At 44.8% G+C, this 23,083-nt stretch carries 19 protein-coding genes; 7 read left to right on the forward strand and 12 right to left on the reverse strand.

Annotated features, from left to right (window positions below):
* Position 1: 1 nt before the first annotated feature.
* From AC1DPK_RS03925 to AC1DPK_RS03960, 8 genes are all read right to left on the reverse strand, one after another.
* Positions 2 to 1,021 carry an endo-1,4-beta-xylanase gene (locus AC1DPK_RS03925; RefSeq protein ID WP_477509394.1) on the reverse strand — a complete coding sequence of 340 codons (1,020 nt, stop codon included), beginning with the start codon at positions 1,019 to 1,021 and terminating at the stop codon, positions 2 to 4.
* 18 nt (positions 1,022 to 1,039) lie between these two features.
* Positions 1,040 to 1,984: a carbohydrate ABC transporter permease gene (locus AC1DPK_RS03930; protein ID WP_339207630.1), complete on the reverse strand. Its 945-nt coding sequence runs from the start codon at positions 1,982 to 1,984 to the stop codon at positions 1,040 to 1,042.
* Between the two features lie 15 nt (positions 1,985 to 1,999).
* Positions 2,000 to 2,974, reverse strand: coding sequence for an ABC transporter permease (locus AC1DPK_RS03935; protein ID WP_477509395.1), 975 nt, complete (start codon positions 2,972 to 2,974; stop codon positions 2,000 to 2,002).
* A 192-nt stretch (positions 2,975 to 3,166) separates the two neighbouring features.
* Positions 3,167 to 4,876, reverse strand: coding sequence for a type 2 periplasmic-binding domain-containing protein (locus AC1DPK_RS03940; protein WP_477509396.1), 1,710 nt, complete (start codon positions 4,874 to 4,876; stop codon positions 3,167 to 3,169).
* A gap of 135 nt (positions 4,877 to 5,011) precedes the next feature.
* A complete protein-coding gene (locus tag AC1DPK_RS03945; RefSeq protein ID WP_441879113.1) occupies positions 5,012 to 6,787 on the reverse strand; it encodes a sensor histidine kinase in 1,776 nt (591 codons plus the stop codon).
* Between the two features lie 47 nt (positions 6,788 to 6,834).
* The gene (locus AC1DPK_RS03950) at positions 6,835 to 8,415 is read right to left on the reverse strand and encodes a response regulator (RefSeq protein WP_441879115.1); all 1,581 of its coding nucleotides are present in this window, start codon (positions 8,413 to 8,415) and stop codon (positions 6,835 to 6,837) included.
* 23 nt (positions 8,416 to 8,438) lie between these two features.
* Positions 8,439 to 9,233, reverse strand: a complete 795-nt coding sequence (locus AC1DPK_RS03955) for a Nif3-like dinuclear metal center hexameric protein (RefSeq protein WP_441879117.1) — start codon at positions 9,231 to 9,233, stop codon at positions 8,439 to 8,441.
* A 270-nt stretch (positions 9,234 to 9,503) separates the two neighbouring features.
* On the reverse strand, positions 9,504 to 11,477 hold the full coding sequence (locus tag AC1DPK_RS03960) for a glycoside hydrolase family 127 protein (protein WP_477509397.1): 1,974 nt from the start codon (positions 11,475 to 11,477) through the stop codon (positions 9,504 to 9,506).
* 136 nt (positions 11,478 to 11,613) lie between these two features.
* Between AC1DPK_RS03960 and AC1DPK_RS03965 the strand changes: the two genes are divergently transcribed.
* Positions 11,614 to 12,486 carry a helix-turn-helix domain-containing protein gene (locus AC1DPK_RS03965; RefSeq protein ID WP_477509398.1) on the forward strand — a complete coding sequence of 291 codons (873 nt, stop codon included), beginning with the start codon at positions 11,614 to 11,616 and terminating at the stop codon, positions 12,484 to 12,486.
* Position 12,487: 1 nt separating this feature from the next.
* Here the strand turns inward: AC1DPK_RS03965 and AC1DPK_RS03970 are convergent, their stop codons facing one another.
* The gene (locus AC1DPK_RS03970) at positions 12,488 to 13,510 is read right to left on the reverse strand and encodes a dienelactone hydrolase family protein (protein ID WP_477509399.1); all 1,023 of its coding nucleotides are present in this window, start codon (positions 13,508 to 13,510) and stop codon (positions 12,488 to 12,490) included.
* 144 nt (positions 13,511 to 13,654) lie between these two features.
* Between AC1DPK_RS03970 and AC1DPK_RS03975 the strand changes: the two genes are divergently transcribed.
* Positions 13,655 to 14,869 (forward strand): aspartate aminotransferase family protein, encoded by a 1,215-nt coding sequence (locus AC1DPK_RS03975; protein WP_441908867.1) that lies wholly within the window; start codon positions 13,655 to 13,657, stop codon positions 14,867 to 14,869.
* A 111-nt stretch (positions 14,870 to 14,980) separates the two neighbouring features.
* Here the strand turns inward: AC1DPK_RS03975 and AC1DPK_RS03980 are convergent, their stop codons facing one another.
* Positions 14,981 to 15,715 carry an SDR family NAD(P)-dependent oxidoreductase gene (locus AC1DPK_RS03980; protein WP_477509400.1) on the reverse strand — a complete coding sequence of 245 codons (735 nt, stop codon included), beginning with the start codon at positions 15,713 to 15,715 and terminating at the stop codon, positions 14,981 to 14,983.
* Between the two features lie 100 nt (positions 15,716 to 15,815).
* On the opposite strand from AC1DPK_RS03980, the gene AC1DPK_RS03985 reads away from it, so the two are divergent.
* Positions 15,816 to 16,070: a hypothetical protein gene (locus AC1DPK_RS03985; RefSeq protein WP_339207608.1), complete on the forward strand. Its 255-nt coding sequence runs from the start codon at positions 15,816 to 15,818 to the stop codon at positions 16,068 to 16,070.
* A 15-nt stretch (positions 16,071 to 16,085) separates the two neighbouring features.
* Here AC1DPK_RS03985 and uxaC read toward each other — a convergent pair whose 3' ends face one another.
* On the reverse strand, positions 16,086 to 17,492 hold the full coding sequence (gene uxaC, locus AC1DPK_RS03990) for a glucuronate isomerase (RefSeq protein WP_477509401.1): 1,407 nt from the start codon (positions 17,490 to 17,492) through the stop codon (positions 16,086 to 16,088).
* A gap of 21 nt (positions 17,493 to 17,513) precedes the next feature.
* Positions 17,514 to 18,806 (reverse strand): Gfo/Idh/MocA family protein, encoded by a 1,293-nt coding sequence (locus AC1DPK_RS03995; protein WP_339207606.1) that lies wholly within the window; start codon positions 18,804 to 18,806, stop codon positions 17,514 to 17,516.
* Positions 18,807 to 18,938: 132 nt separating this feature from the next.
* Between AC1DPK_RS03995 and AC1DPK_RS04000 the strand changes: the two genes are divergently transcribed.
* From AC1DPK_RS04000 to AC1DPK_RS04015, 4 genes are all read left to right on the forward strand, one after another.
* On the forward strand, positions 18,939 to 19,790 hold the full coding sequence (locus tag AC1DPK_RS04000; RefSeq protein WP_477509402.1) for a helix-turn-helix domain-containing protein: 852 nt from the start codon (positions 18,939 to 18,941) through the stop codon (positions 19,788 to 19,790).
* Between the two features lie 160 nt (positions 19,791 to 19,950).
* Complete coding sequence (locus AC1DPK_RS04005) at positions 19,951 to 20,955, forward strand: Gfo/Idh/MocA family protein (RefSeq protein WP_477509403.1); 1,005 nt, start codon at positions 19,951 to 19,953, stop codon at positions 20,953 to 20,955.
* A 41-nt stretch (positions 20,956 to 20,996) separates the two neighbouring features.
* Positions 20,997 to 21,944: an AraC family transcriptional regulator gene (locus AC1DPK_RS04010; protein WP_076267964.1), complete on the forward strand. Its 948-nt coding sequence runs from the start codon at positions 20,997 to 20,999 to the stop codon at positions 21,942 to 21,944.
* Positions 21,945 to 21,978: 34 nt separating this feature from the next.
* Entirely contained in the window at positions 21,979 to 23,058 is a 1,080-nt protein-coding gene (locus AC1DPK_RS04015) for a Gfo/Idh/MocA family protein (protein ID WP_339207603.1), read from the forward strand.
* The last annotated feature ends 25 nt before the right edge of the window (positions 23,059 to 23,083 follow it).

Here is a 23,083-nt window from a genome sequence, read left to right on the forward strand (position 1 = left end):
CTCAGAGAGATGAGTGCTGCTTCATGACGCGCCAGAACGAACCTTTTGGCTCATGGTTCTCATCAAATAGCATTGGCCAATTTTTCCGTCCACGTACAGGAAAATCACTGAGCCACGTATAATCATCCGCCGCTCCCCAGAACGTAACCGCATCAATATGATTGCGATATTCCGTCAGCAAATGAAAGACAGCCTCATATCGTTTCTCCTGCAGCTCCAGCATTTCTTCAGTAGGCTTTGCTAAGTCGGTTCGTACATCATCATGGCGGAACATCGATATATCAAGCTCTGTTAATTGCAGTCGTAGGCCAAGTGAAGCGTACTTCTCGATCGCAGCCCGTATTTCATCTAAATGAGGATGATACAAGCTCCAATGCGCTTGAAGGCCAACGCCATGAATCGGGACATCCTGCTCTAGCAGCGATTTAACCAATTGATAGATTTTATCGCGTTTCAGAGGGTTCGACTCATTATAATCATTGTAGAAAAGCTGAGCTTTAGGATCTGCTTCATGTGTGAATTCAAACGCTTTGGCTATATAGTCCACACCGGCGATATCCAGCCATTTGGTTGGACGCAGCATAGCTGCGCCTTCGTCAGAAATGACTTCATTTACGACGTCCCATGCATAAATATCGTTTTTATAACGGCCAACAACGGTATGAATATGCGATTTCAATCGATCCAAAAGCTTCTCGCCGCTAACTGGGCTGCCATCCGCTTCTTCAAACAGCCAATCGGATGTCTGATTATGCCAAACCAGTGTATGCCCTCTCATTTTTTTCCCATGCTCTCTTGCAAATGCGACGATTTTGTCTGCTTCTTCAAACGTATAGGTATCTTCGGAAGGGTGCAAGCTAACAAATTTCATTTCATTCTCAGCAGTCAAGCTGTTAAAATGGGTCGCAATGAGATCGCGAGCCTGAACAATGGTACGCGGATTAACCGCTGCGCCTATATCAAATGAATCTTTAAATGCTTCGTATAACTTAGGAATAGAACTCGCTGCATTACTGCTCATCTTATTTCCCCCTGTCTATTAACCTTTCACGCCGCCTACGGTCATACCTTTTACAAAGTATTTCTGTAGAAACGGATATACCATAATGATCGGCAAGGAAGCCACAATCGTCATCGTTGCCCGAACCGCAAGCGGTGTCACCGAATTCCCTCCAGAATTGGCCGCGCCCGAGAATGCATCGGCAGCCGTCTTCGCCGTCAAGGATGCATTGGAGTTCTGAAGAATTTTTTGCAGCTCATACTGCAGCGTACTGAGATCGATATTCGAGGAATTGTACAAGAACACATCAAACCATTGATTCCACTGATACACGGCTGAGAATAAAGCAACCGTTGCAAGTACAGGTACGCAAAGCGGCAGAACGATGCTGTAGAACATTTTGAAGTCGCCTGCACCATCTATTCTTGCTGATTCCAAAATACTCTCTGGCAGCCCTTCAATAAAGGAACGAATAATGATTAAGTTAAATACGCCGATTAAGCCTGGGAAAATATAGACCCAAAAATTGTTGATCAAGCCTAAATCACGGATTAACAAAAAGTTGGGAATAAGTCCGCCATTAAAATACATTGTCAAGATGAACGCAATCGTTACGAATTTCCTAAGAACGTATTCTTGCCTAGTAATCGTGTAAGCGACCATCGCTGAGCAAAAAACGGTAGCAATCGTTCCAATCACTGTTCGAAGGATTGAAATCAGCGTTGCGTGGAATATCGTTGCTTCTTTTAGCACATAGGCATAATTGTCCAGCGTCCATATCCTTGGCAGCAAATAAATGCCGCCCTTAATCGAATCTGTCGCATTGTTAAGTGATACGGCGGCCGTATTCAAGAAAGGATATAATGTAACAACCATCAGTAAGGTAAGAAATATATAATTGCAAATATCAAATATGAGATCGCCGCGTGATGAGCGGATGCGGCTTGGTTTGTTTGACACAGCTTCCGATGCCGAATGACTCATGTTGTACCCCTCCCTCTAAAACAGTCTGGACTCGCCCATACGTTTTGCAAGATTGTTCGCTGCGAACAATAAAATAAAGCTGATTATGGTTTTAAACATGCCCGCTGCAATCGATAGCGAGTAGTTGCCTTGCGCAATCCCGTATTTAAGAACAAATATGTCAAGGTTTTCGGAAAAATCGACGTTCATGCCGTTCCCCAGCAAATACTGCGGCTCGAAGCCCGATTCCAGCAAATACCCGATATTCATAATGAGCAATACGATAATAACCGGTTTGATACCCGGAAGCGTTACATACCACATCCGTTTAATTCGGCCTGCTCCATCCATCTCTGCTGCTTCATATTGCGCAGGGTCAATCATCGTCATTGCCGCTAGGTAGACGATTGTATTCCAGCCTACATCTTTCCATACAGAGCTTGCTCCAAAAATGGTCCAGAATTGTTCAGGTATACCGAGAAACAATATTTCCTCGCCTTTTTCCACCCATCCGATCCAAAGCAGCATTTGATTAATAATGCCATCTGGAGATAACGTTGTTTGAATAATGCTTGCCGCAACTACCCATGAAATAAAATGGGGCAAATAGCTGACCGTTTGAACAATACGTTTAAAAGCAACCTTCCTGACCTCATTTAACAACAAAGCGAGTGTGATTGCCGTAATGAAGCCGAGAACCAGATTGATTCCGCTCATCGCTACTGTATTCCTTAAGACGCGAAGAAACCTTTCGTCCTCGAATAAAAATTTAAAATGATCAAATCCAACCCATTTCTGCTCACTAAAGCTTTTCGCTGGCTTATAGGCTTGAAAGGCGATCGTCCACCCCCATAGAGGCATATATTTAAAAATAAACAACCACGCTAGAAACGGTACAGACATAAGAACAAGCACGCGCTGCTCAATGAGCTTTTTCGCAAAATTCTTCAGTCCCGACGGCTTCTTAGGCAGCACCAGGTTTGACGATGACATATCGGGCTTATGTTCCATCTTGAATCTCTCCTTCCGGACTGAATGATGCTGGATAGCAAGCAAAAGCGTCTTCGGCGACCTCTGGACGCCGAAGCAGCTTTGACAGAGAAATATAAGTCTTTTATAAGTTAACAAACTTATAAATTCTTATATTTGAAGAAAGGCCGGCATTTTGCATCCGCAAGCCGGCCTTTCACCGATCCTTCTATTTTATTGCTTGGATGCTTCAATCAATTTCTTCACTTCATCTGTTGTCCATTTCTCGTAGGCAGCTGTATCCAGCTTGCCGAATGCATCTGTATATTCTGTCCATACCTTCTCAAAGTCAGCTGGTTTCGCAAGGACAAGCTTAGGGAAGTATTTTTTCGTAAGCTCATCTTTTTTCGTTTCCCAAATTTGCTGCGTGGAGCCTTGCTCCTTCGGAATGCCCCAAGCAGGGTACCATGGACGATCGTCCGGTGCTGCAAACAGTTCGGAATACGTTTTCACGCCATATTTTTCTAGAATAGTCTTGTCTTCATTAGTTAGGCTCATTTGGAATACTTCTGCTTGCATTCCTGGTGATACGGAGTTGCCATCCGGCAGAGACGAGCCATTGTTGTAAAGCGGCCAGTTCCAAGAATAATATTTAAATCCAAATTTTTCGTTGAAAGCTTCATCGATTTTGGCGATTTGTTCCGCTGTACGGTACATTCTTCCATTTTCATTTACTTCGTACGTTTCCCCTTTAATTCCCCATTTCTGAAGAATTTGGTTCTCGTCTGTTAGAAGATTATCCAAGTATTGAACAATGCGCGCTGGGTCCTTCGCACTCACGGTAATACCCATACCGCGGTTTTTAACAAAGCCTGGAGGATCCAGGTATTGATCCTTTTGGCCGTCAAAAGTAACTGGCAGCGGGAAGTATACGAAATCATCCTGTGTTGGATCTTGTTTAGCGGCGTCCTTGAGCGCATTTTGCGCATTAGCAAACTGCCAGCCGTAATCGAAGAAGCCAACCACTTTGTGTGAAGTCAGTTTAGCTAAATATTGATCAAAGTTATCTACGAAGGAAGCTTTATCGAACAAGCCTTCAGAATTGATCTCATTTAGCTTTTGAAGCCAGCGCTTTGTATTTTCATCCGCAGCGTATGTTTTTGCATCGAAGGTGTTCATATCTACAATGACATTTCCATCATTCGGATAACCTGCCAAATGGTTTGGCGGGTTGGATGTTGCGAAAAATCTCCAGTCATGTGTCAGTGAAACATAACCAGTCAAATCCTCATCCTTGTGCTTGTCTACGAAATTTTTAATGAGATCCATGTAGCCATCAAGCGTTGTTACTTTCGGATAACCCGCTTCTTTTAATACTCTGCGTTGTACCCAGAAAGCACCTTGGTTAATATTCGGATCCGGAATATACTCGCCAACTGTATTAGAGAATGGCAGGAAGTAAATTTTGCCGTCCGCGGCTCTCATTTGATTAAAATACTTGCCATATACCCGTTTAATATTAGGGCCGTATTGCTCAATAAGATCGTCCAATGCAATAAACGCACCTGCATCTAAAATCTTGTCGATTGCAGCATCCGGAATCATAACATCCGGATACGCGTTTGATGCGATCATCGTGCCAACCTTTGTGTTCAAATCGCCAACCAAATGCTCGATTTTAAAGTTAACACCCGTTTGATCCTCCAAAATTTTACCAATCGTCGTCTCGTTGCTGTTAATGTCCTTAGCTGCTGCAACACCATTGAAATAAGAAAAAGTAACTTTTTCAACCGGCTTATCTGTTTCTTTCCCTTCACTTGCAGTATTTGCAGGAGTGTTTGTGCTGTTTGTTGGCTTTGCTTCTCCGCCATTGCCGCTGTTCGAGCATGCAGCAGTAAAGATCATAAAGGCAGTCATACAAGTCAATAATATTTTCTTTTTCACTTTCCCCAGCCCCTTTCGAGTGCAACTTTTTTTGTAAGCACTTTCATTATAAGTAATCTAAAATACTTTGTTTACCCAATAAACTATAGTTCAAACTTAAAAAAACATATAGGATAATCGATTTAACGAGCAGCCCTATATCTCAACTGGAACAGCAACCCTTATAAAGGTGCCTTCCCCAGGTTCACTTTTAATTAATAGTTGAAAACGGTCGCCATAAATCAGCTTTAAGCGATAAATAACGTTTTGAACGCCTATTCTCTCGCCTAGCTCTTCGTCGCTTTCCAAATAGCCATAAAACTGTTTGACTTTTTGATCATTCATGCCGATTCCATTATCTCTAATCGAGAAGATTAACGTGTCAGCATCACGCTCAACTTGTACTTGAATGCTCCCCCCTTGCCTTAACGGCTCAATGCCATGGATGCTTGCATTTTCTACAAACGGCAAAAACATCATTTTCGGCACCTTACACTCTTTAGCAGAAGGATCTACGTGAATGTGATAATTCATACGATCTTCAAAGCGGTATTTCTGAATTTCGAGGAAACACAAAATAAATTCAATTTCTTCACTAACCATAACGCGGTCCTTGCCCCAAGTGAGCGAGGTTCTAAATATTTTCGCCATATTGTGTATGATCTTAGCCGTCTCCATCTCATCCTTGATGAGGCTTCGCATTCGAATCGTTTCCAGCGCGTTAAACAGAAAATGAGGATTGATCTGGCTTTGCAACGCATTCAACTGCGCTTTCCTCCGCTCAAGCTCCAATGTTTTTGTCTGAATATCCGCAATATAAACATCATCAATCAAGCTTTTCACTTGTATCGTCATTCGATTGAATTCACTCGTTAATTGTCCGATTTCATCCAAGGATTCACCCTGCTTAATCGTATCGAAGTTCTGGTTTTTCACTTTTTTCATATGCTGCAAAATGCGAACCAACCGCTCGTGCAGTGAACGTGAAATCCATAATATAATCAGCGTTGGGATGAAAATATTTAAACAGGCCAGCACAAAAACAAATTCTCTGGACTGTCTAACATCCTTAAGCACCTCTTCCTCCGAGATCGTACCGACAATACGCCAATTTTCCAAATAACTTACATAGGAATTAGTGGAAGGAAACTCAATTGAATCCTTAGGGAAAACTAATTCATCAAACGCAAGCGATTTTTTGCTCCAGTCTACCTCGGGGTCAGTCGTATATTCAACCTTACCTTTATCATCAATCAAATAAATGTTGCCTTGCAGGTTTTGGTTTCGAAATATTTGATCAATCGTGCTCGTTTTCAAATCAATTTTCAAAAACTTTTGCCATTTATTTTTCGATTCAAAATAATCCATCTTACTGATAATACTAAATGTATTCCTACTGGTAGAATTATCGTTTTTCAGATAGATATCCTCTTGCTGCGTTCGAATGAAAATAGGGTAAGAATTGTCTCTTTCTTTGAGCAATTTGTACCAGTCAGACTGTTTAATTTCGTCCGATAAATAACCAACGCCGCCTGAATGCAGCATTGTCGGATTTTCCACAAAAATTTTGATGTTCTGAATAGAGGCATAAACAGGCGTGTAGCTATTCAAAATTCTTCGGAAATAAGTATCATAAGCTTCAACATAAGCTGCCGGCTCTTGATAATCCCTCTCTAAAATTTCATTTAAATTATAATCCGTATAAAATACAGAAGAAATCGTAACCGCGTCCTCGACTTCGGACCGGAATTCGTTGTTAATTTGTTCTACTGCTCGTGAAATATCCTTCATCCGCTGGTTTCTCACATTTTCCGTCGTCACATTATAAAAAATAACGTTGGTTAATACGATGGGAAGAAACACCGAAAAAATATAAAGAATGAGCAGCTTATTTCGTAGACGAACATTATTGAGACTTAGGCTCAGCTTCACGGATATTCTCCTTTTCTTCAAATAACGGATGCTTTAAGCACGAAGGCCTACAAGAGCTTATTTCGATATTCAGTAGGTGTCATATGCTCAATTTTCTCAAATTGCGTGACAAAATAATCTGCATTGCTGAAGCCGACTTTCTCTGCAATCTCATATATGCGCATGGTACGCGATTGTCTCAGCAGCTTTTTGGCCTCGTTCACTCGAAGCTGAAGTAAAAATTCATTAAAATATACACGATATGTCTTCTTAAACAATTGGCCTAAGTAGACGGGATTGACATAAAATAGTGCTGCAATACTCTTTAAACTGATGTTTTGCGAATAATTGACTTCAATATAACTTTTAATTTTTTGAATATCGCTCTTCAACTGTTCCTTCCTAAGCACTGCAATACTTTGTTGACTTTCTTCGATAAATGCAATAAATAGTTTTTTTAGTTCACCAAGCGATAAATGAGAATCATGCCAGCTCAGCAGCGGCCCGAGCGTCTGCAAGGATTGTTCGTCACCCTCCATATTCCGAATGGTTTTCAATATTCCCATCAAGCACAGCTGAATGTTCATCTTCACAGCCTCTGGGGCATACCGTTTCTCCCGGAAATCATGAAACCATTTATCGACGAATACTATCGCAGCATCAAGCTGCAGCTCCTCCATTTGCTCCATAAATTGATTAAAATCAGCTGGATCTAACCCGATATAGTTCAGCTTCTCCGATTGGATTTGATCATAGATAACGATACGACTATCCTCATATACATATTTATATAAAATGGCTTCCTTGGCGGTCTTGTACGATTCACGAATATCTAACAGCCCCTGTACAACAGAACCAGAATAAAGAAACACGCCTTTTCCCAAATGCGCATCAAGCGCATCTCTAAAGGCGATTAAAAATCGTTCAATATCCCCACCCCAATGAGCCAGCAAGTAGCCCGGCAGTAGAATGCCGATACGATTGCGATGCTCATTGAAGCAAATTGGCTGTTCTGCTGAAGTAATACGAACAAGCACTTGCTCTACAAGTTCTTTGAATCGCGCGTAGGAAACCTTCTCTTCATAAGGAAACCAATTATAGTTATCATTCAGTTCAGCAAACAAATAAAATATACGATCTTCTTCCTTCAAATTGAGGCGCTGTTCCCATTCTATTATGGTTGTTTCGCTTGCTTCTCCGAGAATAAGTGATTGAATCATTTCGCCGCCCATGAGCCGATTGTTTCTAACTTGCTCCATTTGTTTGAGCTTAAGTTTGTCATTTAATTTGGTTAAGGTATTGGCGAATTCAATCTCATCAATTGGTTTAACAACAAAGTCATGTACGCCATAACGCATCGCTTGCTGCGCATAATTAAAATCATTGTAGCCGCTTATAATAATAAAGTAGGGCGCAGCTATATTTTCCATCGTGACTAAACGAATCAACTCAAGCCCATCTATAACCGGCATACGAATATCCGTTATGACAAGCTCAGGCTGCACACGCTTGATCAGCTCAAGCGCATCCTCGCCATTGTCAGCCTCCCCTACGATTTGAAAGCCGCAGGTTTCCCAATCGATCAGCTTCATTAAGCCTTTGCGGGTAAATGGTTCATCATCTACCAGAATTGCACGATGTAAATGCATCAAATTCCTCCTCTTATTGGGGGTTAGACCACTTTGAAAACGGGATCTACAGGCAAGAAATGAACAGGAATAGTGGAATATTTATGGCGAAGCCGATCAGCCAGCAGTTTCATACCTGGCTGCTCGCTTTCGGAATGTCCTAGAACAACTAGTGCTTGGTGCCTGCCCAGGTGGACGGCATCCCTTACATACTCTGGCGTCTCCCACTCCGGGCCTTCGCCGTATATGATCAAGTCCAGCTTATAGTTTGCAAATAAAGGAATCGCGTTGTCCCCTCCACCTCTGTAGCCGGCCAATAATCCAATCCGGCTGCAACTTGTGGATAAATCCCCTACTGTACGTACATAACGGATTCCCAGCTTTTTTTTGATATGCTCGATCACTTGCTCGAGCTTCATCGGTTGAACGGCAACGATTGATGCGGCAGGCAAATGCTCCGTCACATAATCATTCCAATCCAAGGCGTGAATAAGCCCCTCCATAATGCCGTCTGGCTCGTAACGATGCCAATAATCGTGAAAGCGATAAATCGCCAATCCTGATTCTTCAATAAATCGGCTTTTAGCCTTATAAATAGGATCATTCACATAAGTAGATTCCTTTGCATCATGGTGACTGAAAAAAGTACCCTCATGCGTAATGATGAGATTAGCCCCTAATTCGACCGATCTCTCCAGCACTTGTTGTGTTGCCATAAAGGCAACGACAATACCTTTAACCTCCGTCTGAGCGTTTCCAAACTTTAACGTATCAACACTGCCTTCTATATGATCAATGGGAGCCTTTAACTGTTCAATCACATTGTGTATTCGGATCATTTTTCATGCCCTCCCCTGTAGGTATAGTATGACATGTCGTTTATTTCATTAGTGTTATAACGCCAATAATAGCATGAAATAAATCGTATTCATGTTTAATTAAATTGTAATTTCAAAAAATAAACTGCACAATGTAAAAAGTATAGTGTCAACCCTATAAACTATATATTTTGCAACACAAAAAAGGCGATTACTTCCGAATTAATCTCGGTAAGCAATCGCCAAATTATTTTGATCATCTCAGTTCAAAAAAGCTGGAATGCAAACGGCCTATAGTCGTTCCTTCACCCATACCGCCATCTCGCCTTTGCCGCGATTCGCCCATGCGTAATAGGGAATAAACGTAACATCCGTCTGCTCAAGAGCTGCGTCTGCGTTGGTGCGGTAAAGCTGAGTGCCCCAATCCTCGAATTGAAGCTTCAGCGCCTGCGCCTTAATGACTTGGATGCCGCCAATCAGATGTTGTTCAAACGTTTCCTCCAGCTTGGCATCCTGCGGCAGAAGTAGCTGCTGAAGCTGCTTTCCGTTGTCCGCTTCCTCTAGGCAATAGACGAGCGGTCCGCGCTGCAGCGCTACCTTTCCAGCATTTTGCTTCACTAGCGGATGGCTTCTTACTCGTAATATAGGCATATCGAGTGCAAGCTCCACAACGTCGCCGGACGTCCACTCCCGGTCAATTCGCGCATAGCCGTCCACGATTTGATTCGTAATGGAATAGGCTTCTCCGTTTATGAGTACCGCTGCATTGGAAGACCAGTCTGGTATACGCAGCGCCAAAGTGAATACAGCCGGCTCGCCGAGTGTCACCTCAAAACGTGCTGAACCTGCCCAAGGCATATTGGATTGCTGATGAAGCTTGATTTTTGTATCTCCTAATGAAAGCTCCATTTCTCCGCCGATATACAAATGCGAATAAATGGTATTACCTTTTGTGGAATACAAATATTCGCCAAGCGAGGCAAGCAAGCGAGCAATATTAGGCGGACAGCATGCACAGCCGAACCACTCTTGGCGTACAGGCTTCACATGATTAAAGTTTTTGTTTCTTCCTTCACATACATCCGGCGTTACCTCCAGCGGATTCACGTAGAAGAAATGTCTGCCGTCGCGCGACATGCCTGCAATAACGGTATTGTACAAAGCACGCTCCATAACATCCGCATAGCGGCTGTTAGGCTCGAGCTGAAGCATGCGATGAGCGAAGAATATAAGGCCGATCGATGCGCACGTTTCTGAATATACCGTATCATTTGGCAGATCGTAATCGAATGAAAAAGCTTCGCCCTGCGCCATTGATCCAATACCGCCAGTAATGTACATCTGCTTGGAGGCTATATTGTCCCACAATCTGCGGCATGCCGCAAGCAAAGACTCGTCGCTCGTTTCGCGTGCAACATCCGCCATACCCGCAAGCATATAAACGACACGTACCGCATGGCCAACCGCTGCTTCTTGCTCACGAACAGGCAAATGCGCTTGGAAATAATCCGCTTCGATATGAATTTTATTATTGCTCCAATGGGAAGTTCTGCCCCTGCGGTCAGCCTCTGCTTCGAAGAAGCTGGGCTGCTGGCCGCGCTTATCAATAAAGTAGCTGCTCAGCTCTAAATATTTGCGTTCACCCGTTGTCTCATATAATTTCACAAGCGCCAGCTCAATCTCTTGATGACCGTCATATCCTGCGATTTGACCTGGTCCATCACCAAACACGACAGCAATATCATCTGCGATGCGGCATACAATTTCAAGCAGCTTCTTCTTGCCTGTTGCTTTATAGTAAGCTACTCCAGCCTCGATCATATGGCCTGCGGTATAAAGCTCATGGCACTCTGTCAAATTTGTCCACTTCTTGCCCGGCTCTTTAATCGTATAGAAGGTATTCAAATAACCGTCAGGCTGCTGCGCCTTTTCAATAATGTCGATCATTTCGTCAGCAATTTGCTCTAGACCAGCATCTGGCTTTGTCTCAAGCAAATAAGCGACCGCCTCCAGCCATTTGGCTACATCGGTATCTTGAAATACGAAGCCGTAAAAATCACCTTTTTCTAAACCTGCCGCAATTTTAAAATTACGAACCGCTCCGCTTCGTTCGGCTCCCTCTACTTGATCATTTATAGCATCCCATTGATAGGGTACAACAACATCCCTAACTAGATTAATATAATAATTCCAAAATGAATCTTGAATATTGATCTGCTTAAGTGATACGGGTTTGGCATGGTCCCTGCTTGCGATTTGCTCCATTTATTAAAACCCCTCTTCCGAAATGAATAACTTCATACTGCTGATCTCTATTTTATGGGTTAAAATAAAACTTAAATACAAACGAAAATAACTAAATACTTATAAAATTTCACACAAGCAGGGAGTGTAATTGATTATGATAGCAGCATCGGAGCATATTTATTTTGCAGCCCCTCCGCTTCCTTATTACTTAGAGAGCGGCGTTACGAATCACGAACGGGGCGATCAGCATCCGAGCCGGAAGCAGCTAGGCGTATTTGATCTTCTTATCATAGAACATGGCTGCTTATTTATAGGCGAGGATGAGCGGAAATGGCAATTAACAGACGGGCAAACCTTGCTTCTGCTGCCTGACCGCTATCACTATTCCGTAAAGCCTTCCGAGGAAAAAACACGCTTTTACTGGGTTCATTTTCAAGCGGTGGGGGAATGGCAGCAAACGGAGCTCGATCACTCAGGCATTAACCAAGAAGAGCATTACAATCGTTTTCTAACTTCTCCTTACTCCCTTCACCTGCAGAAAGCATGGACGCTCCCCTATCCAGAGCAAGCGTTTCGATTAATGCGTACGCTGAACAAAGCTGGAGGAGAGCGTCAGTCGAGTGCATTCTGGACGCAGCAGCAGACATTCGAGGAGCTGCTGCGCATGATGGACCTGCGGCAAAATGACAGCTATACAAGCCCCATTGTCACTCTAGCTGAGAAAGCGGAGGCTTATATAAAAAATAATTATCGATTTGAAATTTCAAGCAAAACGATGGCTGAAGCTCTCAATTTTCACTATAACTACATTACCCGCTGCATGAAGCAGGTGTATGGCATGACACCTATCGACTATTTGTCCAAATATCGGCTTGAGCAAGCCAAGCTGCTGCTGCTCAAAACAGAATGGCCGATCGCAGAAATCGCGCAATATGTTGGATTTGAAAATGTTCCCTACTTCTCCAATTGCTTTACGCAGCAAATCGGGTTGCCGCCTACGAAGTTTCGCAAGCAATATACGACGTAATTTAAGGCGATAACGTTTGCTTCAACCAATCGTAAGCCAGTCGGCCGCTTATTTCATGCTTACCCGGAAATACGTCCGTTAGAAGCTTGTCACCAGCTCCATCCGCCTCATAAATGGCCTGAATCTCTGCTGCCGCCTTCCGAAAGCCTGCCACCGGAAAAATTGGATCATTTTCTCCAGATTCAAGAAATAACGGACGCGGAGCAATTAATCCGATTAATTCCGGCAGCTCCGCGTGAACGAGTAAACTTGGCGTGTAATTATCAATGCAATGATGAACGGCAAAGATGCTGTCTTTGACTGTGCTCGCGAAGCCAGTCAATACCGTTGCATTTATGCGCGCTTCCAGCACGGCCGTCACAAACCCAATTAAACCTCCGCCAGAAAAACCCATGAGGCCAATCCGATCAGCATCAACCTCTTTACGCGTAGACAAATAATGAAATGCTTTTAACGCTTCTGATACGCGCAGGCCGGTCAATGTCTTGCCAAGCATCATCAGCTGCGTCGACAGCCGGTAGCACGAGCTTGGCGTATCTGGATTAAGCGCCAGATCGGCATGGAGCCTGCGTTCGCCGAAGCCGATGACGTCTGGTGCGATCACGACCATGCCCCGTTTCACGAGCTGAATAGCAAAATGCTGATGGATGCCCGGGTCTTCATCATCTTGTGATCCATCCTGCCGCAAACCAACAATTTGTCTGCTCCCATAACCATGACCATGCAGTGCCAGCACACTCGGCTGCGGCCCCTGCACATCACTCGGAATAAGCACATACGCGGCAAAGGTCAGCTCTGGCGTAGCCGACAGCTCCACCCGTTCGCGAACATATCCATCGCATTGAACGCGCTCAAGCACCTTCGGTATATGTGCGAGATTAGGCTCGAACTGGCCTACCAACTCTCGCAGCACTGATTTCAGCTTCGGCCTGCGTTCATTTCGGAGCTGCAGAGTTCGAAGCTGTTGATGCCGAGCAATGGCTTCGTCATATAGCTTCGTTAAATAAGAATCACCATTCCACATCGTGATCTCTCCTCTTTGTTTGCATTTTTGTTGTCCACTTCCCTACATTCTGTTGTCTTTAAGAAAATTCAAGCAAAGTGGTTGAATCTTTATTCTTAATGTTGTATATTTATGCAATACAATGAATAACCGGGAGGCTCGTAAATGATTCAGATGGAAAAGTCAGCAACAAAGGCATTATTAGAAACGGCGGAGAAATCGGTTCTTTTTACGGCGCACCGTCCCAGCGTCGTGATGGAAAAAGGCAAGGGTATGTTTTTGTGGGATACGGATGGAAATCGTTACTTGGATTTTGTCGGCGGCTGGGCGGTTGCAAGCTTGGGGCATTCCCCTGCTGTATTGCAGGAGGCATTGTCACGTCAAGCTTCAACGCTTGTTCATGCAAGCCCCGGTTACTATAATAAACCAATGATTGAATTCGCCGAGACGCTGACCAGCGTCAGCGGTATGGATAAAGCTTTTTTTGTAAGCAGCGGTGCTGAGGCGAATGAAAGTGCAATTAAGCTGGCAAGAAAACATGGCTCTGTTAATTTGAATGGAGCATATGAGATTATTACRTTAACGAACAGCTTCCACGGACGCTCGCTAGCTATGATGTCTGCAACTGGGAAAGCAAAGTGGAAGGATCTATACGCTCCTAAGGTCGAAGGCTTTAAACATGTACCTATTAATGACCTTGATGCTTGCTTTGCTGCGGTTACGAACAACACCTGTGCAATTATGGTCGAGCTCGTGCAAGGGGAAGGCGGCGTTCATTCCGTAGATGAAGCGTATTTGTTCGGATTGCGTAAAATATGCGATATGTACGGCATGCTGTTAATATTTGATGAAATACAGACGGGGATGGGCAGAACAGGCAAGCTGTTCGCTTATGAGCATTACGGTATTATGCCTGATGTCATCACCTTAGGCAAAGGCATTGGTGCTGGCTTTCCGTTAGCGGCGATGCTGACAAAAAGCAAATATGACTTATTTGAGCCGGGAGATCAAGGCGGAACCTATACAGGAGCCCCGCTTGCCATGGCCGCAGGTTATGCCGTGCTTCAGGAACTGCTGGAGCAAAACTTGGCAAACAACGCTAAGCTGCAAGGCCAATTTCTAGAAGGCAGCCTTCGTGATCTTTCTCACGAATTTCCGATTGCGAATATTCGCGGCAAAGGACTTCTGCTCGCATTTGACGTACCTGAGAACACCGCTGATGAGCTTGCTGCGATTTGTATGCGTGAGGGACTGCTTATCAATGCACTGAATTCATCTACCATTCGCCTCGTTCCTCCATTAATTGTAACGCAGAAGGATATCGATCTCATGATATTCATCCTGCGCCGCTCTTTCCGTCAACTGCTTGCTGCTAAATAATGACTCATTCGTAACGAGCCAGCTGATCCAGCGAATGCTGAATCGGCTGGTTTATTGAAGTGAGCTCTTGCGCTAGCCTCAGCTGCACAATCCAATCCGCGTCTCAAGCTTCTACCAATTCAGCGCATTGCCTGCATAATCCACGTATTCACAATCTGCTGCCACAGCATCCAAGCTTATGCGGGCTTCAACTAGCTTTAGAATAGAGGACGCCGATTGCTCAGGCGTAAGTGACGCTGCAGCATCTAACTTGCCCTGCATATACGTCTGCACCCAGCCTGGGTGCACAACCAGTACACGGCCTCCGTGCTGCTTAATGCCATTATGGATCAGCTTGGATTGCATGTTCAGCGCTGCCTTTGACATACAATACGCATACCAGCTGTCCCGGTAGCAATCACTTATGCTGCCCGCCTCCGACGAAATATTGAGCAGAAACTTTGATTCTCCCTTGAGCAGGAGCGGCATAAAGGTCTGACTCAACCGCAAGCTGCCTAGAGTATTCACATTAAAAACATCAAGCATCTCCGCGTAATGAAGCGGATCCAGCACCGTTGCTGTAATATCTCCCAATATCGCTCCGTTATTGATTAATAGGTCCAGCTGATCCGTCCTTGCAGCTGTTGCCGCGAACGCCCTCGCCACACTCTCATCACTTGATATGTCCAGCTGCAGCACCTGCAGCCGACCTGCATGTGCTTCTTTTAACTCATCAAGCTGCGGTACATGGTCCGCATATTGTCCAGCAAAAACGTCATATTCTAGCTCAAGCAAGCATTTCACGAGGGCCAAGCCTACTCCTCGATCTGCTCCGGTTACGAAGGCTGTTTTCTTCAATGCAATCACTCCTATTATACTTATTGAAATCATTGCGAATGATGGATAAGCTGCTCCGCATAATCTAGTTACGGTTGTAATGCGCCTAATTAGCAGGAGGGCTCCCATTTTGCGTACACGAGCTGCCAAAAAAGAAGAATTTGAAATATACATTGTTCCCGCCTGGAAATGGAAGGAGTTCATTGCCTTTGAGCTCATCGGCGGCGCGGCATTTTATTTGCTATGCCGAAAAGCAGTGCATTCCGAGCTATTCGGAATTGCCGCGAATATAGCCGGACCGCAGATGCTCAAATTTTTGATGGCTGCTTATCGCTTGGATACAAAAAAACGTCCCACAGCCCCCGCTGAGCTAGCGGAATTGTAGAACGTTTCAAGCATGCTAGAAGCCGAAGTAAGCTTTCGCATTGCGATAAGAAATATTTTGAACCATTTGACCCAGCAGCTCCATATCTTCCGGCGCCTCGCCATTCTCGACCCATTCACCTAGCAAATTGCAGAGCAAACGCCGGAAATATTCATGTCTGGTGTACGAGAGGAAGCTGCGAGAATCGGTCAGCATGCCAACAAAGCGGCTAAGCAGTCCTTGATTGGCAAGCGTATTCATTTGATCAAGCATACCATTTTTTGTATCGTTGAACCACCATGCAGAGCCAAGTTGAATTTTCCCAGGCACCCCGCCCCCTTGGAAGCTTCCAATAATGGATCCCAGTACATCATTGTCCTTGGCATTTAGCGAATACACGATTGTTTTCGGAAGCGCGTCGTCCATATCCAGCGCATCAAGCAGCCTCGTTAGCGGGTAAGCTACGTCGCTATCATTGATCGAATCAAAACCCGTATCCGGTCCGAGCTTGCCAAACATGCGCGAGCTGTTGTTTCTAGCCGCATTGATATGGAACTGCATCGCCCAGCCGCGCTCGGCATACAAACGTCCCAAGAAGAGCAGCGTGAACGTTTTGTATTGCTTCTCTTCTTCCAGGGAGACCGTTTCCTTGTTCAAGGCTTTGGCAAAAATAGCGGCAGCATCAGCCTTCGTTGTCTCTGCATACGCAACGTAGTCCAGCGCATGGTCAGATACTTTGCAGCCCACCTCAGCGAAAAACTTTACTCTTGCCTCAAGCGCATCAAGCAGCGCATCATAGCTGTCGATCGTCGTTGCAGCCGCCTCTTCAAGCTTGCCAACCCATTCTAGAAAAGTAGGACGATTGATTTCCAGCGCTTTGTCAGGCCTGAAGGAAGGCAGCACCTGTACGTTAAAATCATCTAAAGCTTTGATCGCGATATGATACTCCAGCGAATCAACAGGATCATCTGTCGTGCAGATGACCTCGACCTTGGACATGTTGACCAAATCACGCGCTTTAAATTGGCCTGTCGCGAGCTTGGCGTTAACCTGTTCCCATATGGACGGTGCATTTTTCTCATTAATAAGCTCATAAATGCCAAAATAACGACGAAGCTCCAAATGCGACCATTGGTAAAGCGGATTGCCGATCGTTTGCGGAACTGTTTTGGCCCATGCTTCAAAGCGCTCGTAATCGGTTACTCCCTCGCCGCCTGTTACAAAACGCTCCTCTACTCCATTCGCACGCATTGCCCGCCACTTGTAGTGGTCACCGTACAGCCATGCCTCCGTAATGTTCTCAAAGCTTTTATTCTCAAAAATTTGCTGCGGACTCAAATGGCAATGGTAATCAATGATCGGCATGTCCTTTGCAAAATTATGATACAGCTTAATCGCCGTTTCGTTTGACAACAAAAAATGATCGTCCATAAATGGCTTCATTCCAGCTTCCTCCTCCGCAACCTAGTTATGAAATTTCACAAGCTCATCAATTTGTACTGCGAGTCCCGTCTGGATTGAACGGTTTGCTGCAATGCCCGTTAGAATCGATCTTGCTCCATCAATATGATTCGCCGCCCTATGGAATGGGTCCTCTACAGGCGTTCCAAATAGATCGTTCAGCAATACCGGATCGCCGCCGCCATGACCGCCAACGCCTTCCTCTACCTCGACCTCATAAGGAGCTGCAAACATTGGAAATACTTTAATCGACTGCTCTTTCAGCGCGCCCTCATCGGATTTCTCGCCGCCGGAATTCACATACGATTGTTCCACGATATTCATCTCGATGCGTCCCTTTGTTCCATTAAATGCAATGCGATAGCCTTCCCATGGCAAATATGCGTTTAAGGAGTAGGTTAAGATCGCATTGTTTTTGTAGCGGACAAGCACGCCCATCGTATCTTCAATATTAATGCCGTCACCGAACACGCTTTGATCGCGGCGGTAGCCGTCCTCATGCTCCGCATCCAAATACATCGCTTTCAAATGATCATTTTTGTCCAAATGCAGCGCAAATGGATCATTCTCAGCCAGCGGATTACCCGTTGCGCGCTCATAAAATTGCGTCTCCCCGCGCTGCTCTGCATTTTCGCGACCATAGAACAAGAGATCACCAAAGGCAAATACCGATTCCGGCTGCGAGCCAATCCAGAAGTTCACGAGATCAAAGTGATGCGTCGATTTGTGCACCAGCAAACCGCCGCTGTTCTGCTTGTTGCGATGCCATCTGCGGAAATAATCTGCGCCATGCTGCGTATTCAGCAGCCACTCAAAGTGAACGGAGGTTACTTTGCCGATTGTACCATTAGCAATCAGCTCTCTAGCCTTCGTATGATGCGGCGCATACCGATAGTTGAACGTCACACGCACATTGCGACCCGTCCGTTCAACCGCATCCAAAATTTGCTGGCATTTTTTCTCGTCCACCGTCATGGGCTTCTCGGTTACAACATCACAGCCAAGCTCCAGCGCACGAATAATGTACGTATGATGCGTCCGATCCATGCTCGTAACGATGACCGCATCCGGCTTCTCCTGCTCAATCATTTGTTCAAATTCATTTGATTTGTACGTTTTTACAGCCTCATGGTTATATTTATCAACTAATATGCGATTCGCATAGTCCATCCGAGTTTGGTTAATATCACAAAAAGCGAGCAGCTGCGACGTTTCTCTGAAATCGGTTGCAAGCGCACCGTAGAAAAATTCTGCCCTGCCGCCGCTGCCTACCAATACATACCGTTTTTTTGCCATACTCATTATTCCTCCTCGATTCCAATTACCTTCATATTACTGCATGATAGTGATATAATTCTCTGCATATCCTGCTCTATTTCAATCAAACACCGCTTATTTTGCGATAAAATCAAAAGGAGTACATCCCTAATGAGCATCCAGCCCGACATCTATAGCTTTGGCTCTATATCCGACCTATACATTGAGTATACGAAGCGAACAGCACCCTACACGATGGAATACAATCACTACCACGACTATTATGAAATTTACTATATGCTGTCAGGGCAGCGGATTTATTTTATACGTGACCGTTCCTATTCAGTTGAGCAAGGCGACCTCGTCTTTATTTCGAAGCATGAGCTGCACAAAACGATGCAATCCGGCGATGCCGCTCATGAACGAATTATCATACACTTTGATGATGCCATGTTGAGTAAATTGGTAGGAGCACATGCCAGCTTCTTATTGACGCCATTTGAACAGCAATCCCATATTATTCGTATGYCTATGCAAGAGCAGCTGGCGACAGCACAATTAATGAGTAGAACGCTCTCAGAGATCAGACAGCAGCCTGCTGGCTTCGAGCTGTTTCCTGCGTTTGCCGTAACAGAGCTTCTGCTGACTGCAGCTAGACATATTCAGCAGCATGAGCCAGTGCCTCTGCACCACGCCACTCCCATGCATGCCAAAATTTCAGAGGTTATCCGCTACATTAACGCTCACTTTGGGGAGACGCTTCGGCTTGACGAGGTCGCAAAACATTTTTTCATCAGTCCTTATTATTTAAGCCGCATGTTCAAGGAGCTGACAGGTTTTACCTTCTCCGATTACATCATTCTGACGCGCATGAAAGAAGCGCAGCGTCTGCTTCGCGAGTCCGATAGGAGCATTACCGATATTGCCGCTGCGGTTGGCTTCGATAACTTCTCCCACTTCGGTAAAACCTTTAAAAAGATTACCCGCATATCCCCGCGTCAATATCGGAAGCAATATATGTAAGAGAATTTAAGTCAAACAAATTTTTGTCGTAATTTCATACAAATTTGGTCATTAAATTACACTAAAAATAAGCATAAAACTATGTTAAATTATAGCTGTTGTCATAAATTTATATATGCAATGCAAATTCGCTAATAGATGCCCAGGGAGAGATGAACCTATGATTCGAATCGGTAAAATCAGTTATTGGCATGTACACGCATGGGATTATACGAAACAAGCTCAGGAGCACCCTGGTACGGAAATCGTTGCTGTATGGGACGAAATCGCGGAACGCGGTCAAGCAGCTGCCGAGAAGCTTGGCGTTACTTTTCATTCCGATCTTAATGAAATGTTGAGTCGCGATGATATTGACGCAGTTATTGTTGACGCTCCAACCTTCAGACACCAAGAGGTTATCGTAGCAGCGGCTAAAGCCGGCAAGCATATTTTCACAGAGAAAGTTATTGCCCCAACTCTTAAAGAAGTAAATGTTATACTAGATGAAGTAGCTAAAAATAATGTAAAATTAACTGTATCGTTGCCTCGTCTAAATGACGGCTATACACTGGCGATTCGCGATATTTTGTCACAAGGCGTACTTGGAAAAATCACACTCGTTCGTGCTCGTCTCTCACATAACGGAGCAACAGCGAACTGGCTGCCTGAACACTTCTACAACCTAGAGCAATGCGGCGGCGGCGCTTTAATCGATTTGGGCTGTCACCCTATGTATTTGACTAGACTTTTCTTGAATGAAATGCCAAAAGAGGTTTCTGCTCACTTTGGTTATTTGACTGGCAAAGAAGTAGAAGATAACGCAGTTGCGATATTGAACGCGCCATCTGGAGCAATCGGAATCGTAGAAGCCGGCTTCGTTAACAATCATTCACCATTTACGCTTGAGGTGCATGGAACTGAAGGAACGCTATTGTATGGCAATCCTGAGAGCCAGCTGCTGCTTCGCACTTCTACACCAGGAGCACAATCATCTGAGCAATGGACGGCACAAGTGATTCCGCCGAACAGAGAAAGTGCATTTGACCAATGGGTACAGCACATCGAGAACAACACGTCCGCTGACGAAAATGTAAGCCTTGCCATTGACTTAACAAAGCTGATGGAAGCTTCAAACCGTTCTGCTAATGAGCACCGTGCAATCCGCATCGATGAGCTGAGCGAGTAATACGACACACATAATTTGAACGACTCCAAGGAGTGATCGGCATGCCTAACTTCCCGTATGAGGTCATGCATGAACGCCAGGATGCGCTTGAACGCCTGGAGCTGTGCATCAGATGGGGACCCTACGACATCCATGTACTGCGCTTCCATCTGACGCAATTTCCTCCCGGCAGAATGATTGGATTTCATAAGCACGCGGAATATGAATTTCACTTCATACCGCAGGGCAAAGGAAAGGTCATTATTAGCGACCAGGAGTATGCGTTAAAACCTGGCATGCTTTATTTAACCGGACCTGAGATCATGCATTATCAAGAAGCAGACCCGCTTGAAGCGATGGATGAGCTTTGTCTACATGTCGATATCATTGATCGCACCGAGCAGAATAACGGCGAGGATGTTCATTCCTATGACGACTGGGAAGCTGCTGAAGCACGAAATTGTATCGAGAAGCTCAAGGCGCTTCCATTGTATCCAACAATGGATCTTCATCAAGCGATGCCTCGCTTTCTTGAAGCGTATCAAGCTTGCAACGATAATTTTGTCGGCAGCTATACTACCATTAAGCAGACAGTTATCCAGATTTTAATGCGAGCGGTTCGCGCTTATGAAACAGCAAGTGAACAGAAGCATTTTCCAACGCGGGATATGAAGGCTTATCGTTATCGACTCGCCTTGGAGTATATTTACGCTAACTATGACGGCTTCATCACGCTTGAGGACGTTGCGGACAAGCTTAATTTAAGCTCACGGCAAATTCAGCGATTATTCAAGGAGCTTCATCATGGACATACATTCAGCCGTATTCTTGAAGACATCAGGCTAGCTGTCGTATGCCGTGAGCTGCTCGAGAGTTCGCATTCGGTGGAGAAAATAGCTAAGTTATCCGGTTTTGCCGGCGGCAACTATTTACACGCTGTATTTCGCAAGAAATTCGGCGTCACTCCTTCCGAATATCGCAGGAATGCTCGTCAAACCGTTTCTCAATAAAAAAATTCATTATACTACTAGGAGGCTTTATAACATGTCTAAAGTATACAAACTTGCTATTATTGGCTGTGGCGGAATTGCAAACGGTAAACATCTACCAAGCTTGAAGAAACTTAAAAACGTTGAAATCGTTGCATTTTGCGATATCGTTGAACAACGTGCGATTGACGCAGCTGCTCAATACGGCGCAGAAGACGCGAAAGTATACACGGATTACACGGAGCTGTTGAACGATTCTTCCATTGAAGTTGTTCACGTATGTACACCAAACGATTCACATGCGAACATTGCCATTGCTGCGCTTGAAGCTGGCAAACATGTTATGACTGAAAAACCTATGGCCAAAACAGCTCACGATGCACAACGTATGGTTGACGCTGCTCGCCGTACTGGCAAGAAACTTACTGTTGGCTACAACAACCGTTTCCGTCCAGACAGCCAACACTTGAAAAAATTGTGTGAAGCTGGTGAGCTTGGTGACATCTACTACGCGAAAGCGCATGCTGTTCGTCGCCGTGCAGTTCCAACTTGGGGCGTTTTCCTTGACGAAGAAAAACAAGGCGGCGGACCGCTTATCGATATCGGTACTCACGCACTTGATTTGACGCTTTGGATGCTTGACAACTACAAGCCAAAAGTAGTGCTTGGTACTTCTTACCACAAGCTTTCGCAACGTGAGAACGCTGCTAATGCATGGGGCCCTTGGGATCCTGCGAAGTTCACGGTTGAAGATTCCGCATTTGGTATGATCGTTATGGAAAACGGCGCTACAATCGTGCTTGAATCCAGCTGGGCACTTAATACACTTGAAGTTGACGAAGCAAAATGTACGTTGTCTGGTACTGAAGGCGGCGCGGACATGAAGGATGGCCTTCGCATTAATGGCGAGAAGCATAGCCGTCTATTTGCAACAAAGGTTGATCTGAATGCAGGCGGAGTTGCTTTCTACGATGGCAAAACAGAAAGCGATGCTGATCTCGAAATGAGAATGTGGCTGAAAGCTATTGAAGAGGACACTGAGCCTGTTGTTACACCAGAGCAAGCTTTTGTCGTTTCTCAAATTCTTGAAGCGATTTATGAATCATCCAAAACCGGCAAAGCCGTATATCTATAAGCTACACAAAAGGAACTGCCTCGCT

The sequence above is a fragment of the Paenibacillus sp. 01T424 genome (assembly GCF_056398745.1).

Excerpts from the sequence above, each read along its gene's own strand:
- AC1DPK_RS04015 (WP_339207603.1), top strand. The coding sequence starts at position 21,979 with ATGTCTAAAGTATACAAACTTGCTATTATTGGCTGTGGCGGAATTGCA.
- AC1DPK_RS03950 (WP_441879115.1), bottom strand. The coding sequence starts at position 8,415 with ATGCATTTACATCGTGCAATTCTGGTAGATGATGAACCATTTACCCGC.
- AC1DPK_RS04005 (WP_477509403.1), top strand. The coding sequence starts at position 19,951 with ATGATTCGAATCGGTAAAATCAGTTATTGGCATGTACACGCATGGGAT.
- uxaC (WP_477509401.1), bottom strand. The coding sequence starts at position 17,492 with ATGAAGCCATTTATGGACGATCATTTTTTGTTGTCAAACGAAACGGCG.
- AC1DPK_RS04010 (WP_076267964.1), top strand. The coding sequence starts at position 20,997 with ATGCCTAACTTCCCGTATGAGGTCATGCATGAACGCCAGGATGCGCTT.
- AC1DPK_RS03925 (WP_477509394.1), bottom strand. The coding sequence starts at position 1,021 with ATGAGCAGTAATGCAGCGAGTTCTATTCCTAAGTTATACGAAGCATTT.
- AC1DPK_RS03970 (WP_477509399.1), bottom strand. The coding sequence starts at position 13,510 with ATGTGGAATGGTGATTCTTATTTAACGAAGCTATATGACGAAGCCATT.
- AC1DPK_RS03965 (WP_477509398.1), top strand. The coding sequence starts at position 11,614 with ATGATAGCAGCATCGGAGCATATTTATTTTGCAGCCCCTCCGCTTCCT.
- AC1DPK_RS03955 (WP_441879117.1), bottom strand. The coding sequence starts at position 9,233 with ATGATCCGAATACACAATGTGATTGAACAGTTAAAGGCTCCCATTGAT.
- AC1DPK_RS03960 (WP_477509397.1), bottom strand. The coding sequence starts at position 11,477 with ATGGAGCAAATCGCAAGCAGGGACCATGCCAAACCCGTATCACTTAAG.
- AC1DPK_RS03930 (WP_339207630.1), bottom strand. The coding sequence starts at position 1,984 with ATGAGTCATTCGGCATCGGAAGCTGTGTCAAACAAACCAAGCCGCATC.
- AC1DPK_RS03935 (WP_477509395.1), bottom strand. The coding sequence starts at position 2,974 with ATGGAACATAAGCCCGATATGTCATCGTCAAACCTGGTGCTGCCTAAG.
- AC1DPK_RS03995 (WP_339207606.1), bottom strand. The coding sequence starts at position 18,806 with ATGGCAAAAAAACGGTATGTATTGGTAGGCAGCGGCGGCAGGGCAGAA.